Here is a 15,104-nt window from a genome sequence, read left to right on the forward strand (position 1 = left end):
CGTAAATAATTCACGAATTGAGGATCAATCAACATGGCTGCTAAAGAAGTCAAATTCGGCGACTCCGCACGCAAGAAGATGCTGGTCGGTGTGAACGTCCTGGCTGATGCCGTTAAAGCGACCCTCGGCCCGAAAGGCCGCAACGTCGTGCTGGAGAAGAGCTTCGGTGCTCCGACCATCACCAAGGACGGCGTTTCCGTCGCCAAGGAAATCGAGCTGAAGGACCGCTTCGAGAACATGGGCGCCCAGCTGGTCAAGGACGTTGCGTCCAAGGCCAACGACGAGGCCGGTGACGGCACCACCACCGCTACCGTTCTGGCCCAGGCTATCGTCAATGAAGGCCTGAAGGCTGTCGCTGCCGGCATGAACCCGATGGACCTGAAGCGCGGCATCGACAAGGCCACCATCGCCATCGTCGCCGAGCTGAAGAACCTGGCCAAGCCGTGCACCGACTCCAAGGCCATCGCTCAGGTTGGCACCATCTCCGCCAACTCCGACTCCTCCATCGGTGACATCATCGCCGAAGCCATGGAGCGTGTAGGCAAGGAAGGCGTCATCACCGTCGAGGAAGGTTCGGGTCTGGAGAACGAGCTGTCCGTCGTAGAAGGCATGCAGTTCGATCGCGGCTACCTGTCGCCGTACTTCATCAACAAGCCGGACACCATGGTCGCCGAGCTGGACAGCCCGCTGCTGCTGCTGGTCGACAAGAAGATCTCCAACATCCGCGAACTGCTGCCGGTGCTGGAAGCTGTTGCCAAGGCCGGTCGCCCGCTGCTGATCGTTGCCGAAGACGTCGAAGGCGAAGCCCTGGCGACTCTGGTGGTCAACAACATGCGCGGCATCGTCAAGGTTGCTGCAGTCAAGGCCCCGGGCTTTGGCGATCGCCGCAAGGCCATGCTGCAGGACATCGCCATCCTGACTGGCGGTACCGTGATTTCCGAAGAAGTCGGCCTGAGCCTGGAAACCGCTACCCTGGAGCACCTGGGTAACGCCAAGCGCGTCGTGCTGAACAAGGAAAACACCACCATCATCGACGGTGCTGGTCAGCAGGCCGATATCGAAGCCCGCGTTGCGCAGATCCGCAAGCAGGTCGAAGACACCACCTCCGACTACGACAAAGAGAAGCTGCAAGAGCGTCTGGCCAAGCTGGCCGGCGGTGTTGCCGTGATCAAGGTCGGTGCCGGTACCGAAGTCGAGATGAAAGAGAAGAAGGCCCGCGTTGAAGACGCCCTGCACGCAACCCGTGCGGCCGTCGAAGAAGGCGTGGTTCCTGGCGGTGGCGTTGCCCTGGTGCGCGCTCTGCAGGCCATCTCCGAGCTGAAGGGCGAGAACGAAGACCAGAACGTTGGTATCGCACTGCTGCGTCGCGCTGTCGAAGCACCGCTTCGCCAGATCGTCTCCAACGCCGGCGGCGAGCCAAGCGTAGTGGTCGACAAGGTCAAGCAGGGTGAAGGCAACTACGGCTTCAACGCCGCCTCCGACACCTACGGCGACATGATCGAGATGGGTATTCTCGACCCGGCCAAGGTGACCCGTTCGGCTCTGCAAGCTGCAGCGTCCATCGGCAGCCTGATGATCACCACCGAAGCGATGATCGCCGAAGTGGCTGAAGACAAGGCCGCCGGCGGCATGCCGGACATGGGTGGCATGGGCGGTATGGGTGGCATGGGCGGCATGATGTAAGCCGACCGGCCCTTAGCTACAAAAAGAACCCCGCCTCGTGCGGGGTTTTTTATGCCTGCTGAACAGTGACGTCACAGGCCGTACATACCGTTCGTCCAAAATTGCACAGGAATTAAACAACTGAACTACGGTCAGTTAACTACTCGCTTAATCAAGGGCTTACGCCATGAAGCTGGAAATAGCTCGAGGATTGTTCCTGGTTGGCGCTCTGGGAGTGACCACGCTGTGCGTGGCGGCCTGGAATGAGCCCGGAGCGACGCTGGTGCAGAGCAGCGAAAGCCGCAGCTATTGCCCGGTGCCGCCTGGTGGGCGCCCGCAGCTCGAGGCGATGCGTCCTGATCAGGATCTGCTGTTGCTGCTGTATGGCTTGTCCCAGGGCATGCGCTGAGCTGGAGGCTATCCTCGCAGCCCATGCCGCACTCAGCCGGCGCTCGGTACGGCCATCGCGGACGGGGCATGATCGGGCTTGGCCAACAGGTCATAGACCGCCGGTAGCACGAACAGGGTGAACAGCGTACCCACCGACATGCCGGTGGCAATCACCAGGCCGATGTCGAACCGGCTGACCGCGCCGGCCCCACTGGCGATGATCAGCGGCACCATGCCGAACACCGTCGCCGCTGTGGTCATCAGCACCGGCCGCAGGCGAATCGCCGCCGCTTCTTCCACCGCTTCGCGTCGACTCAGGCCCTGTTCGCGGCGCAGCTGATTGGCGAACTCGACGATCATGATGCCGTGCTTGCTGATCAAGCCGATCAGCGTCACCAGGCCCACCTGGGTATAGATGTTCATGCTCGACAGGCCAAGGAACAGCGGCACCAGCGCGCCGCAGACCGACAGCGGCACGGTGACCAGGATCACCAGAGGATCGCGGAAGCTCTCGAACTGCGCGGCCAGGACCAGGAAGATCACCGCCAATGCCAGCGCGAAGGTCAGGTACAGCGCGTTGCCTTCCTGGACGTACTGGCGCGAGGCGCCGGCGTAATCGAAGCTGAAACCTTCGGGCGCTTCTTCGCGGGCGATGGTCTGCAGCGTTTCGATCGCCTCGCCCATGCTGACGATCGGAAAGCCCTGGATCATCGCGGCGTTGAGTTGCTGGAACTGCTTGAGCTGAGTCGGTCGAGCGCGATCGTGCACCTGGATCAGCGTCGACAGCGGCAGCATCTGGCCTTGCCCATTGCGCACGTAGTAGTTGCTCAGCCAGTCCGGGTTGTCGCGGTAGGCGCGCTCGACCTGGGCGATGACCTTGTAGCTGCGGCCTTCGATGGTGAAACGGTTGATCTCGCCTTCGCCGAGCAGGGTGCTCAGGGTCAGGCCGAGGTCTTCCATGGATACGCCCATCTGCGCGGCCTTCTCGCGGTCGATCTCGACCACGATCTCCGGCTTGTCGAAGGCCAGGTCCACGTCGAGGAAGGCGAACTTGCCGGACTCCTCGGCGCGCTTGCGGATGCGCTCGGTCACCTGCAGCAGCGTCTCGTAGTCGTTGGCGGTGTTGATCACGAACTGGAAGGGCAGGCCTTCGCCGGTGCCCGGCAGCGAAGGCAGGTTGAAACCGAAGATCTGCAGGCCCGGCAGGCGATCGAGTTTGGCCTGCACCTCGGGAAGGATTTCCATCTGCGAGCGCTCGCGCTCGTCCCAGGGTTTGAGCAGGAAGCCGCCGATGCCGCTCTGCACGCCGTCGAAACCGTTGATCTGGAACCAGGAGTAGTACTCCGGAAAGCTCTTGAAAATCTCCAGGAACTGGTCGGTGTAGGCGTTCAGGTAGTCCAGGTTGGCGGTCTTCGGTGCGCTGGCCATCATGAAGACGATGCCCTGGTCCTCCTCCGGTGCCAGTTCGCTCTCGGTGAACATCAGCAGCACCGGAATCAGCGCCAGCACGAGCACGGCGAACACCAGTACCACCGGGCGGGTATTGAGGGTGCCGTGCAGCGCGTGCTGGTAACGCTGCTTGAGGCGTTCGAACAGTTCGTCCAGGCGATGGGCGAAGCCGCTGGGGTTCTCCTCATGGCGCAGCAGCTTCGAACACATCATCGGTGACAGCGTCAGCGCCACGACTCCGGAAATCAGCACCGCGCCCGCCAGGGTCAGGGCGAACTCCTGGAACAGCGCGCCGGTCAGCCCCTGCAGGAAGCCGATAGGTGCATAGACCGCCGCCAGGGTGATGGTCATGGTCACCACCGGCATGGCGATTTCCCGTGCGCCGTCGATGGCCGCCTGGAACGGCGACTTGCCCTGTTCTATATGCCGGTGGATGTTCTCCACCACGACGATGGCATCGTCCACCACCAGGCCGATCGCCAACACCATGGCCAGCAGCGTCAGCAGGTTGATCGAGTAACCCATCGCCTGCATGAAGAACAGCACGCCGATCATCGACAGCGGAATGGTCACCACCGGAATCAGCACGGTGCGCAGCGAGCCGAGGAAGAGAAACACCACGACGATGACGATCACTGCGGCTTCGGCCAGGGTCTTCACCACCTCGTCGATGGAGGCCTGGATGAACTCGGTGGCGTCGTAGGCGATGGTCGCCTTTAGGCCCGGCGGCAGCTGTGCCTCGATCTGCGGCATGATCGCGCGCACTTCCTTGATCACGTCCAGCGGGTTGGCGCTGGGTGTGCCCTTGATGCCGATATAGACCGAGGGGATACCGTCGAACGAGCTGATCGAGTTGTAGCTCTCGGCGCCCATCTCCACCCGCGCCACATCACCCAGCAGAACGCGACTGTCGCCCTGCGTGCGCAGCGGGATCGCGGCGAACGCTTCCGGCGTCTTCAGCTCGGTGTCGGCGTTGATGCTGGTGACCACGTACTGGCCCTTCACTTCGCCGGCCGCCGAGAGGAAGTTGTACTTGCGCACCGCCTCGTTCACGTCGCTGGCGGAAACCCCATAGGCCGCGAGCTTCACCGGGTCCAGCCAGAGGCGCATGGCGAACACCTGGTTGCCGAGGATTTCCGCTTCGGCCATGCCCGGCAGCGTCGCCAGCTTGGGCTGTATGACCCGCGACAGGTAGTCGGTGATCTGCGGGTTGCTCAGCTGGTCGCTGTAGAAGCTGATGTACATCAGCGCGGTGGAGTCGGCTGCCTGCTTGTTCAGCACTGGGTCCTCGGCATCCTGCGGCAGCTGGTTCTTCACCGAGTTGGCCTGGCTCAGCAGCTCGGTGTAGAGGCGATCCGTGTCGGCGCCAATACGCGCATAGACCGAGATCACCGAGGCGTTCTGCTGGCTGACCGAGGTCATGTAGTCGACGCCTTCGGCGCTGGCCAGACTCTGCTGCAACGGCTGGGTGATGTAGCCCTGGATGGTCTCGGCGTTGGCGCCGGGGTAGGCGGTGGTCACCGTGATCAGCGCACTTTCCATCTGCGGGTACTGACGGATGGTCAGGCTGTTGAAGGCCTGGATGCCGAGCAGCACGATCAGCAGGCTGATGACGCTCGCCAGCACGGGGCGGCGGATGAAGGGGTCGGTGAACGCCATGGGAAGTCCCTGGAACCTTGTCTGAGTCTGCTGTGCGTCGGCCTGCCGCGTGAGGAACAGGCTTTTTCTATTCGGTCGCCGGCTGCTGAGAGCCTTCCAGCTTGAGCGTGCGGCTTTCGGCGATGGCGACATGGGTGCCGCTGTCCAGCTTGAGCTGGCCGGCGGTGATCACCTGTTCGCCGCCCTCCAGGCCGTCGAGGACGACCGTCAGTCCGTCGCGCCGCTCGCCAGTGGTGACGAAGCGGCGCTCGACCACCAGGTAGGGCTCGTCGCTGCTGACGCCTTCCGGCGGCGTGCCCTCGGTCACCAGCAGCACCGAGTTGCCATACAGGGTGTAGGTGATGGCGGTTTCCGGGACCACCACCTGGGCGGTCTCGGTCGGCAGCAGCACCTGCAGGTCGGCAAACATGCCGGGCAGCAGACGTCCGTCCGGATTGCCCAGTTCGGCGCGCACCTGAACGTTGCGGGTAGTGGTTTCCACCTTCGGGTTCAGCGCGCTGATCACGCCTTCGAAGCGTTCGCCGGGATAGGCGGCGACCTGTAGCTGCACTCGCTGGCCGAGCTTCAGCAGCGGCACATGCTGCTCGGCCAGGAAGAAGTCGACGTACAGCGTGGTCAGGTCCTGAAGCGTGGCGATCGGCGTGCCGGCGGCGATGTAGTCGCCGACATCCACCTGACGGATGCCGATGGTGCCGGAGAAGGGCGCCAGGATGCGCTTCTTCGACAGACTGGCGCGCAGCTGCGCGACGCTGGCCGCGGCCTTCTGCGATTCGGCATTGAGCCGGTCGTACTCGCTGCGCGAAATGGCCTGGCGATCCAGCAGGCTACGCGCGCGCTGGAACTCTAGGCGCGACAGGTTGAGGTCGGCTTCGGCGCTGGCCAGGCTGGCCTGCTCCATCTCGCTGTCGAGCAGCACGATGGCCTGGCCCTTGCTGACCTTCTCGCCGGACTGGAACTGCACGTCGGTGATGGTGCCGGCGATCTCGACGCTGAGGTCGATACCCTGGGACGCCTTGAGCGTGCCGATGGCTGGCAGGCGGCTTTGCCAATCCATGCGGCGGGCGAGCTCGGTTTCGACGTCGATCGCAGGCTTGGGGGCCTGGAACTGTTGAATCTGCTGATAGATCGAGTTGAATTTGAGCGCGGCAAGAATCGCAACGACGACGACCACCGCGCCCAGCATGAACAGCATGCGGCGCAACATTTTCCGATTTCCTTGGAGATGTGAGCCGGCTGTCTACTGCCGTGATCGAGGCAGCCGTTCGAACGGTCCGGTCGCCAGCTTCGGCGACCTGCTGGCACCTAACTCAGCAGGACCGGAGAGCGAGGAACTTAGCCCCGAAACGAGGCCAAGTAAAGGGGGAGCGGGGCGGAAAGCAGCGCAGGTGCGGGGCGGGCGACAGACTGTCGGCCCGCCCGCAGATCATCAGCCGGCAAGGCGCTGGGTGACTTCGGTAAGTTGCGCCGACAGCCCGTGCAGGTTCTGGCTGGCGGTTTCGGTGCGCTCGACGTTCTGCTGGTTGATGGTGGCGATGGAGGTGATCTCGGTGATGTTGCGCGAAATGTCTTCGGCCACCGCGGTCTGCTCCTCGGCGGCCGTGGCGATCTGGCGGTTCATGTCGCGGATCGCCTCGACCGCTTCGGTGATGCGCTGCAGCATCTGACCGGCCTCGGTAACCTGGCCGACGCCCTGTTCGCTGCGCGCCTGACCGCTCTCGATGGCGCGTACGGCATTGCTCGCGCCGGTCTGCACGGTGTCGATGATCTGGTGAATCTCGGCGGTGGACTCGGCGGTGCGCTGGGCCAGGGTGCGCACCTCGTCGGCGACCACGGCAAAGCCGCGGCCGGCGTCACCCGCTCGGGCCGCCTCGATGGCGGCATTGAGCGCGAGCAGGTTGGTCTGATCGGCGATCCCGCGGATCACCTCCAAGACCTTGCCGATGCGCCCGCTATCACCCTCCAGACGGCGGATGACGTCTGCCGTGCTGGCGATCTCGTTGCTCATGTCGGTGATGGTGGCGATGGTGCCGCGCATCACCGCTTCGCCCTGCTGGGCGGAATGGTCGGCGGCGTCGGCGGCCTGCGCGGCTTCGGCGGCATGCCGCGAGACTTCCTGAGCGGTCGCGGACATCTCGTGCATCGCCGTGGCGACCTGATCGGTACGTGAGAACTGCTCGCGGGCGCCGTCGGCCATCAGCCTGGCGATGGCGTTCAACTCGCCGCTGGCACTGTCCAGATTCGAGGTGCTCTGCTGCAGGCGGGTGAAGGTGTCGGCGAGGAAGTCGCGCAGCACGTTGGCGGCAGCGGCAAGGCGGCCCAGTTCGTCGCTGCGGCTGGCATCCACGCGGTCGGCGAACTTGCCCTGGCTGAGGCGGGCGATGTGCTCGATCAGGTTGCGAATCGGTTCGATGATCCGGCGATTGACCAGCCACAGGCTGAACAGCGCCACCACCACACTGGCGAGGATCATGATGATCGGGCCGAAGGACGCGGTGCTCTGAGCGTCGGCACGGATGGTTTCCGAGCGCTGCGCGGCGGCGTCGCCCAGCTGTTTGACCAGCTCGCTCAGCTGAGCGCTGGTCGCCCGGTCGATGCCGGCCACTGCGGCGTCCCCGGCGAGCGGGTCGCTGTCGGCGGCAATGTAGGCATCCAGGCCCTTGCGATAGGCAGCGCCGAGAGTGCGGTGCTCGCTACGCAGGCTCTCGATCTGCTTGGCCAGCTCCGGTTCGTCGGCGGTCAGTACCAGTAGATCGCCCAGAATCTTCTGCACCTTCGCTTCCTGGGCCTCGAACTGGCTCCAGTAGCGGTTGCGAGAGTCCGGCTGTTTGCCACGCAGCAGCACGTTCTTCCATTCCTGGACCTGCACCTTGAACTCGAGGTTGGCCTCGTCGATCAGTTGCACTTCGGCCAGCGGGCCGTCGAGCAGCGCCTGGAAGTGGTCGATGTTGTTGCTGAGCAGGCGAATGCAGGCGAGGGCGATGAGCAGCGTCAGCAGCAGGCTGCCGCCGATCAGCGCGAGGATCTGCGCGCGCAGGGATTTCTGGAGCATGGGCAAAGTCTCGGCATTTGAGAAAACGTAGATGAGCATCCCTGCCGTTGCCCAGCATCATCGGCCGGGGGACGTTTTTCTTGAGCTAGACGATGCGCAGATGGTTGTCCCAGAGCCCCGCCGGCAGGTCCAGCGGTGTGCTGGCGATACGTTCGCCACGGCAGTCGAACAGGCGGCAGCGGCCCTGGCCGGAGCTGACCACGAAGCCTTCGGTGACTGCCGCGACGCCCGCGCAATCGGGCACATGGGCTGCCTGCCGCAGCTCGGTACTGTCCAGGTCCCAGATGAACACCTTGTTGCCGCGCGGCGCGGTGACGGCCAACAACCGCAGCTCGTCGTGGATGGCGAGGCTGGCGGTGTACTGGTTCATGATCTGCCGCTGTGCCTCGCCCAGCGGAAAGTGCTGGAAGGCCTGCCCGGGCCGCTTGATCGCCAGCAACGGGATACGGTCCATGGCATCGCCCTCGTACTGCTGGCCGCTGACCACGGTACCGTCGGCGGCCACGGCGAGGTGACGCACGCTGTTCATCTGCTCCGGCAGCTGTTCCTTGCTGACCAGCGTACCGTCGCGGCGTAGCAGCACCAGGCTCGGCTCCATCGCATCGAGATTCATCATCTCGCGGCTGTCGGCTTCGGTGCGGATCCCACCATTGGCGATGACCAGGGTTTCGTTGTCCGGCATCCACAGCAGCTGGTGCGGGCCGATGCCATGGGTCGCGTGCTCGCCGACCCGCACCAGCTGTCGGCCTTCCAGTCGATAGACGCCGAGCACGCCACGGCCGGCATCGGCGGTGTCGTTTTCGGTGGTGTAGAACCACTCGCCGTCCTTGTGAAACACCCCGTGCCCGTAAAAGTGGCGGTCCGCCGGCGAGGCCATGACCTGCAGCAGACGCCCGTCACGCGCATCGATCAGGTAGCTCTCGCGGCTCGGGCGACGGCCGACGAACACCGCCAAGGGCAGGTACGGGTGCGGGTAGACGTCATGGCAGCGCTCGGCGACCGGTGTGGCAAATACCTGGCTGCCATCGAGGCGGTAGCCGACGACGTGGTGTTGCCCGTCGGCGCCATCACGTGCTGAGAGCAAAACCTGTTGCCCGTCGTGACGCGTCAGTGACCAGCCAGCGATGCCGCTGGCGGCAAGCATGGCGCCGGTCAGGCCAAGCAGGGTGCGGCGCTTCATGATCAGTCCCCGTCGTGCGCGTTGAAGCCGATCTGTACGCCGAGGGCGCGCGCCAGCTCGAGCTGGTGCAGGCGATGCAGTTGGTCGATCCGCTGGTACAGCGAATCGAGCTGCGCCCGACTCTCCTCGTTGGCGAGCATTTCGCCGAACGGCTCGGGCATGGCTTTCAATTGCTGCAGCAGGTCGGCGTAACCGGCGTCGATGCGCTTGGCCAGATCAGCCTGCTCAGCGCCGAGCAGCGCGCGCAGACCGTCCTGGTCGGCACCCAGCCAGAGGCTTTCGGCGCCTTTGACGGTGGCAGCGATATTGCTCAGGGTCGTGTCGCTGCGCCAGCCGTCGGCCTGGTACGGCTGCGGATGGCCCTTGGTCTGGCGGCCGAGCGGCGCGCCGAGCTTCTTCTTCAGGCCGTCGAGGGCCGTGACCTGAACCCGCAGCAGTTCGGCGATGGCTTCGCTCGGTTCGGCATAACGCTCGTTGGGAAAGCTGCGCAGCTGATCGGCCATGCCGTCCTTGTCCTGCCATTGCTGCAGGACGCTGGCTGCAAGCTGCTGCTGGTGCTCGCCGATGGCCGTCAGCAAGGGGCAGTAGCGCGTCCTGGTGGCGGGGTCGGCGAGGTCGATGCTGCTGTCGAAAAGGACGTACTCGTAGGCGCTCAGGCCCTGCACCACGACGCTGGCGTTATCCAGATCGGCCTGGGTCAGCTCGGGCTTGGTCTTGAGCAGTGCCGTGACCTGGCGTGCAACGAGGTTCTTCTTGTCCGGCCAGAACTGGACCTGCCAGGCCAGATTGCCTTCGCCCATTGGGCCGATCAGCAGCGGCTGCAGGCCGGCCCAGGCGGTTTGCGCATGCACGAAGGCGGCATGCGCTTCGTCCAGGGTCTGGTTGTCGGCACAGAAGGCGATCGCACTGGCCGCCAGGCGGCGGTCGGCTTCCGACCACTGAGTGTAGGTCGGCAGCAATACACCATCGGCCAAGGCTTTGCTGGTCTCGGCCTGTGGGTCGGCCGGCGTGCAGGCGCTCAGCAACAAGGCGGTGAGCAGAGCGCCGCTGGCGATGCGCAGGGTGTTCGAACGGATCATGGTGTCCTCATCGGCAAGGCCGGTCGCAGCGCTTTCGCGCCGGGAAAGCATGGTGAATAGCATGGGTGTTCAGAGCGACTCGAGGAAGCTCAGCAGCGCGGTACGTTCGTTCTGGTCGTAGCCGAGTACGATCTGGCGCGCCTTTTCGGCCTCGCCGCCGTGCCAGAGTATGGCTTCGAGCAGGTTGCGGGCGCGGCCGTCGTGCAGGAACTGGGTATGCCCGCTGACTGCCTGGGTCAGGCCAATGCCCCACAGCGGTGGCGTGCGCCATTCCCGGCCGTTGGCCTCGAACTCGGCGCGGTCATCCGCGAGGCCTTCGCCCATGTCATGCAGCAGCAGGTCGGTGTAGGGGCGAATCAGCTGATTGGCCAACTCCGGTTCCGCGGCGTCGGCAGCGGTGGTGAACTGTGGCACGTGGCAGCTCTGGCAGCCGGCGCGGTGAAATAGCGTCTTGCCGGCGAGTACCTGTGGGTCGTCGACGTTCCGTCGCGCAGGTACGCCGAGATTGCGGGTGTAGAACAGCACCTGGGCGAGGATGTCGTCGCTGACTTCCGGCTCGCCACCGTCGGGCATCGCGCGACACTCGGTCTGCCGGTCGGTGCAGCTGCTGCCACCGAGCAGGCTGGTGGACAGGCCCATATCGTTGAAGAAGGCGTCGGCGTTCTGCTGGTTGAGGCTCGGCTGTCCGGCCTTCCAGCCGAAGCGGCCAATCACGGTCTGCCGGCTGGTCTGGTCGAAGACCCGGTTCGGGCGGCCGGAGATGCCGTCGCCGTTGCGGTCATCGGGGTCGGCATTGGCCAGCAGCGCTTCTTCGGGAATGGCTTCGAGCAGGCCCAGGCCGATCATCGGTGGCGCGATGCGTAGGGACATCCGGGTTTCCGGATGCATGTCACCATAGGCCAGGTCGTTCAGTTCGATTTCCGGCCTGCGCAGCTCGACTTCGGAGCCATCGGCGAAGCGCACCTGCTCGGTCGAATAGCGCAGCCGTACCTTGCCTTCCGGGGCGACGCCGGGGATCGCCATGTCCTGCAGCTGGCCGCCGTAGCTTGGCTCCGGTGCGATGCCACGTTCTCGGACGACTTCGGCGTGCTCGGGACCGGCCGGAATGGACAGCCGTACCAGCATCGACACGGCGCTGGTCGCATCGGGTGCCGGCGGATGGCCGCGGCCGTCCTTGATATGGCAGTTCTGGCAGGCGTTGGTATTCAGCAGCGGGCCAAGACCATCGCGAGCGGTGGTGGATGCCGGGGCGATGACCCAGGGATTTCGGAAGAAGCTGTTGCCGACGCTGAAGTCGAGTCGACGCATCGGTGCCAGATTGGCCGAAGGCATGGAGTAGGCGTTCTGGTCGAACTTCATCACCGTGGTGCTGCCGCCGGAGAGCGCCTCGCCAGGTTCGGGCTGGGAGAAAGTCGGTGTTTCAACGTTGTCGCAGGCGACCAGGGCCAGAGCCAGCAGCGGGAAGAGGCGGCGAAACAGCGGGCGCATCGGAAGTACCTGCAGGGCGGTGAATTAAGCCGCGCAATCTTAGCAGGCTAATCGTAATGGAATAAGAGGGATTTGCATTTGCGCGAGAGGGACGCGCGCTCTGGAACCAGGCGGGGTGCAGCGAAAAGCCCGACACGGGCGCAACAGCTGCGCCCGTGTCGGCGCCGATCAGAACTCGTGATCGGCGGTGTCAGGGTTGAGGTCGCTGATGCCGAGGGCACCGGCGGCCTGCTCGATCGCGGCGGTCTGCTTGACCAGTGCGCCGATGGCATCGCGTACTTTCTGCTGGCCTTCGGTGTTGTCCGAAGCGATCAGCTGGTCGAAGGCGTCTCCGTTCTTCGCACTTTCAACCAGGACTTGCAGCTTGGCTTCGGTGGTTTCCAGGTCGGTCTTCAGCGTGCTGTCCACCTCTGGGCTGACGCCCTGAACCAGCGATGCCAGGCTTGGACCGGTCAACGTAGTGCCGTCGACGCGCTTGTACTCGCCGAGATAGACGTTGCGAACGCCACGGGCATTGAAGAAGTGCGAGTTGTGGGTGTTGTCGCTGAAGCAGTCGTGCTCGTCTTCGGTGGAGTTGGCTTCCAGAGCGACTTTCATGCGCTCGCCAGCCAGTTCGCCTAGGGACAGGCTGCCCATGCCGAAGAACATCTTGCGCAGGCCGTTTTCCGCGGTATCGGCTTCGAGGCTGGCGCGGTAGTTCTCGGCATTCGGCTGCCACTGCTCGACCATTTCCTGCAGGTCGCTGACCAGCAGTTCGGTCGCGACTTTCAGGTAGGTGCGGCGGCGGTCGCAGTTGTCGCCGGTGCAGCCTTCGCCTTCCACGTAGTCGGTGTAGGGCCGCTCGCCGGCACCTGGGCCTGTGCCATTGAGGTCCTGGCCCCAGAGCAGGAACTCGATCGCGTGGTAGCCAGTGGCGACGTTCGCTTCGGAGCCGGCCAGTTCGTTGAGGCTGGCCAGCAGCTCGGCGTTGATTTCGCTGGTGTCGACCTTGTCTTCGCCAATCTGCAGTTCGCTGTTGGCGATGATATTGGCTGTGGCGCCCGGGTTGCCGAGGGCGTGCTGGTAGTCGCCCTCGATGTAATCGATCAGGCCCTCATCGAGCGGCCAGGCATTGAGCTGACCTTCCCAGTCATCCACCACGGCGTTGCCGAAGCGGAATACCTCGGTCTGCATGTAGGGAACGCGGGCCGCCAGCCAGGCCTGACGCGCGGCCTGCAGGGTCTCTTCGCTGGGGTTGGCGAGGAGGGCGTCGACAGCTTCCTGCAGTTTCACACCGGTGGCGTGGGCATCGCTGAATACCGCCAGCGCCAGATCGGCGTAGTGGCTGACGACTGCCTTGGCCGCTTTCTCATCGGGCGCCTGCGCCTTTTCGGCTGGCACGCTTTCGGTAGTGCTTTGCGGGGCAGCAGTCTGGTTCGCGGGGGTCTTGTCCTCACCGCAACCGGCGAGTGAGATGGCCACAGCGAGGAGGCTGGCGGTTGCCCAGATGGGGGTGCGTAGCATGTGCGGGTTCCTTTGCGTGCGAGTGAACGAAGCCGAGGGCTGCTCGGAAGTCGTCAATAATGCGAAAGATTGTCATTTTGTGCAAAGCCAATGAGTGCACAGGCTCTCTCTTCCGTTTCGGTGCAGCCGGTAGAATGCTGGCGTTCTGATGGCCTTTGTCCCTGGAGATGCTATGAGCCTGAGCGCTGTGGTTGTGCTGGTTGTGCTGTTTCTCGTCGCCGCTTACGCGGTGATTCTCTACAACGGGCTGGTGCGTCTGAAGCATGGCGTCGGCAAGGCCTGGGCCAATATCGACGTGCTGCTGCGGCAGCGCCATGAAGAGTTGCCCAAGCTGGTGGAGACCTGCCGGCAGTACATGCAGCATGAACGCAATACGCTGGAGCAGGTGATCAGCGCGCGCAATGCCGTGTCCAGCGCGCGGGAGCAGGGCGATGTGAGTGCGCTGGGGCAAGCCGAAACCGGTCTGCGTGCCGGCCTCGGGCGGCTGTTCGCGCTGGCCGAGAACTACCCCGAGCTCAAGGCCAACGAGAGTTTCCGCCATCTGCAGCAGCGCATCAGCGGACTGGAAAGCGGAATCGCCGATCGCCGTGAGCTGTACAACGAGGCGGTCAACCTGAACAACGTGCGCATCGAGCAATTCCCCGATGTACTGCTGGCGCGGACGTTCGGTTTCAAGGAAGCTGCCCTGCTGCAGTTCAGCGAGGCGGAGAAGGCCGACGTCGATCTCAAGGCGCTGTTCGGCTGAAATGCATCCGGGCCAGGTTTTCACACTCATTCTCGCCGCCGCGCTTTGCGTCGGCGGGGCGTGGATCTGCATCGGTCGCTGGTCGCGTGCCCGTCATTTGCTCGATACCCCGACTTCTCGCATTCGCTCGGCAGCCCAGGGGTATGTCGAGCTGGTTGGTGTGCTACGCGAGCTGATGGTGCCGCAACCGATGGCGCCGCTGACCGGCGAGCGCTGCCTGTGGTGGCGCTACCGTATCGAGGAGTACCGTTCCAACGGCAAGCGCAGCAGCTGGAGTGTGGTCGAACGCGGCGTCAGTGAAGGCTGGCTGCGCCTGGCCGATGCCACCGGCGAATGCCTGATCGACCCGCGTGGCGCGGAGGTCCATCCCGCCTTCCGCAAGGTATGGACCGGCGATCTGCGCCACCCGCGCGGTGTCGCTCCGAGTGGCTGGGTCGGCCTGTTCAGCATCGGCAAGCGCTATCGCTACACCGAGGAACGTCTGCACGAGGGTGAACCGCTTTACGCACTCGGTGATTTCCGCACGAGCGGCGGCGGGCGACAGGGCCTCGACCTGCAATCCGCCAAGCGCGACGTGATCCGTCAGTGGAAGGGGGATTTCGCCGGCCTGCTGCAGCGTTTCGACAGCAACGCCGACGGTCAGCTCGACGAGCAGGAGTGGAGTCGCGTACGCCTGGCGGCGCGCCTCGAGGCGGAAGACCGGCATCGCGAGAGCAGCGCCGCGCCGGCATTGCACCAGCTGGGGCAGCCCGGGGAGGCGCTGCCTTTCGTACTGTCCAGCCACGGTGAGGAAGTGCTCACGCAGCGCTTCTACTGGCAGGCCGCCGGTGGTGCACTGATGTGCCTGGCTGGCGCCGTCTGGCTGGCGTCGCAGCTGGGAGTGACGGCCTGGTAAACCGG

11 protein-coding genes are annotated in these 15,104 nt (G+C 64.5%); 4 read left to right on the forward strand and 7 right to left on the reverse strand.

What is annotated here, in order from left to right:
• Positions 1 to 33: 33 nt before the first annotated feature.
• Together groL and LLJ08_RS04895 are read left to right on the forward strand one after the other, a co-directional pair.
• Entirely contained in the window at positions 34 to 1,683 is a 1,650-nt protein-coding gene (gene groL / locus LLJ08_RS04890) for a chaperonin GroEL (protein WP_003299861.1), read from the forward strand.
• 166 nt (positions 1,684 to 1,849) lie between these two features.
• The gene (locus tag LLJ08_RS04895; RefSeq protein WP_101274579.1) at positions 1,850 to 2,071 is read left to right on the forward strand and encodes a hypothetical protein; all 222 of its coding nucleotides are present in this window, start codon (positions 1,850 to 1,852) and stop codon (positions 2,069 to 2,071) included.
• A 32-nt stretch (positions 2,072 to 2,103) separates the two neighbouring features.
• On the opposite strand, the gene LLJ08_RS04900 is transcribed toward LLJ08_RS04895, so the two are convergent.
• The 7 genes from LLJ08_RS04900 to LLJ08_RS04930 form a co-directional block, all read right to left on the reverse strand.
• Complete coding sequence (locus tag LLJ08_RS04900) at positions 2,104 to 5,160, reverse strand: multidrug efflux RND transporter permease subunit (RefSeq protein ID WP_228208344.1); 3,057 nt, start codon at positions 5,158 to 5,160, stop codon at positions 2,104 to 2,106.
• A gap of 67 nt (positions 5,161 to 5,227) precedes the next feature.
• Positions 5,228 to 6,364: an efflux RND transporter periplasmic adaptor subunit gene (locus LLJ08_RS04905; RefSeq protein WP_179485869.1), complete on the reverse strand. Its 1,137-nt coding sequence runs from the start codon at positions 6,362 to 6,364 to the stop codon at positions 5,228 to 5,230.
• A gap of 222 nt (positions 6,365 to 6,586) precedes the next feature.
• Complete coding sequence (locus LLJ08_RS04910; protein WP_228208345.1) at positions 6,587 to 8,209, reverse strand: methyl-accepting chemotaxis protein; 1,623 nt, start codon at positions 8,207 to 8,209, stop codon at positions 6,587 to 6,589.
• Positions 8,210 to 8,294: 85 nt separating this feature from the next.
• Positions 8,295 to 9,389, reverse strand: coding sequence for a DUF1513 domain-containing protein (locus LLJ08_RS04915; RefSeq protein ID WP_228208346.1), 1,095 nt, complete (start codon positions 9,387 to 9,389; stop codon positions 8,295 to 8,297).
• Positions 9,390 to 9,391: 2 nt separating this feature from the next.
• Positions 9,392 to 10,468: an imelysin family protein gene (locus LLJ08_RS04920; protein WP_228208899.1), complete on the reverse strand. Its 1,077-nt coding sequence runs from the start codon at positions 10,466 to 10,468 to the stop codon at positions 9,392 to 9,394.
• A gap of 69 nt (positions 10,469 to 10,537) precedes the next feature.
• Complete coding sequence (locus tag LLJ08_RS04925) at positions 10,538 to 11,956, reverse strand: di-heme oxidoreductase family protein (protein ID WP_228208347.1); 1,419 nt, start codon at positions 11,954 to 11,956, stop codon at positions 10,538 to 10,540.
• 168 nt (positions 11,957 to 12,124) lie between these two features.
• Complete coding sequence (locus tag LLJ08_RS04930; RefSeq protein ID WP_228208348.1) at positions 12,125 to 13,459, reverse strand: imelysin family protein; 1,335 nt, start codon at positions 13,457 to 13,459, stop codon at positions 12,125 to 12,127.
• Between the two features lie 172 nt (positions 13,460 to 13,631).
• Between LLJ08_RS04930 and LLJ08_RS04935 the strand changes: the two genes are divergently transcribed.
• Positions 13,632 to 14,204: a LemA family protein gene (locus tag LLJ08_RS04935; RefSeq protein WP_014819382.1), complete on the forward strand. Its 573-nt coding sequence runs from the start codon at positions 13,632 to 13,634 to the stop codon at positions 14,202 to 14,204.
• Between the two features lies 1 nt (position 14,205).
• Positions 14,206 to 15,099, forward strand: a complete 894-nt coding sequence (locus tag LLJ08_RS04940) for an E3 ubiquitin ligase family protein (protein WP_228208349.1) — start codon at positions 14,206 to 14,208, stop codon at positions 15,097 to 15,099.
• Positions 15,100 to 15,104: the final 5 nt, after the last annotated feature.

Origin of the sequence: Stutzerimonas chloritidismutans, assembly GCF_020783375.1 — a bacterium.
GTDB lineage: Bacteria > Pseudomonadota > Gammaproteobacteria > Pseudomonadales > Pseudomonadaceae > Stutzerimonas > Stutzerimonas kunmingensis.

Coding starts and splice junctions, on each gene's coding strand:
- groL (WP_003299861.1), top strand. CDS start 34: ATGGCTGCTAAAGAAGTCAAATTCGGCGACTCCGCACGCAAGAAGATG.
- LLJ08_RS04895 (WP_101274579.1), top strand. CDS start 1,850: ATGAAGCTGGAAATAGCTCGAGGATTGTTCCTGGTTGGCGCTCTGGGA.
- LLJ08_RS04900 (WP_228208344.1), bottom strand. CDS start 5,160: ATGGCGTTCACCGACCCCTTCATCCGCCGCCCCGTGCTGGCGAGCGTC.
- LLJ08_RS04905 (WP_179485869.1), bottom strand. CDS start 6,364: ATGTTGCGCCGCATGCTGTTCATGCTGGGCGCGGTGGTCGTCGTCGTT.
- LLJ08_RS04910 (WP_228208345.1), bottom strand. CDS start 8,209: ATGCTCCAGAAATCCCTGCGCGCGCAGATCCTCGCGCTGATCGGCGGC.
- LLJ08_RS04915 (WP_228208346.1), bottom strand. CDS start 9,389: ATGAAGCGCCGCACCCTGCTTGGCCTGACCGGCGCCATGCTTGCCGCC.
- LLJ08_RS04920 (WP_228208899.1), bottom strand. CDS start 10,468: ATGATCCGTTCGAACACCCTGCGCATCGCCAGCGGCGCTCTGCTCACC.
- LLJ08_RS04925 (WP_228208347.1), bottom strand. CDS start 11,956: ATGCGCCCGCTGTTTCGCCGCCTCTTCCCGCTGCTGGCTCTGGCCCTG.
- LLJ08_RS04930 (WP_228208348.1), bottom strand. CDS start 13,459: ATGCTACGCACCCCCATCTGGGCAACCGCCAGCCTCCTCGCTGTGGCC.
- LLJ08_RS04935 (WP_014819382.1), top strand. CDS start 13,632: ATGAGCCTGAGCGCTGTGGTTGTGCTGGTTGTGCTGTTTCTCGTCGCC.
- LLJ08_RS04940 (WP_228208349.1), top strand. CDS start 14,206: ATGCATCCGGGCCAGGTTTTCACACTCATTCTCGCCGCCGCGCTTTGC.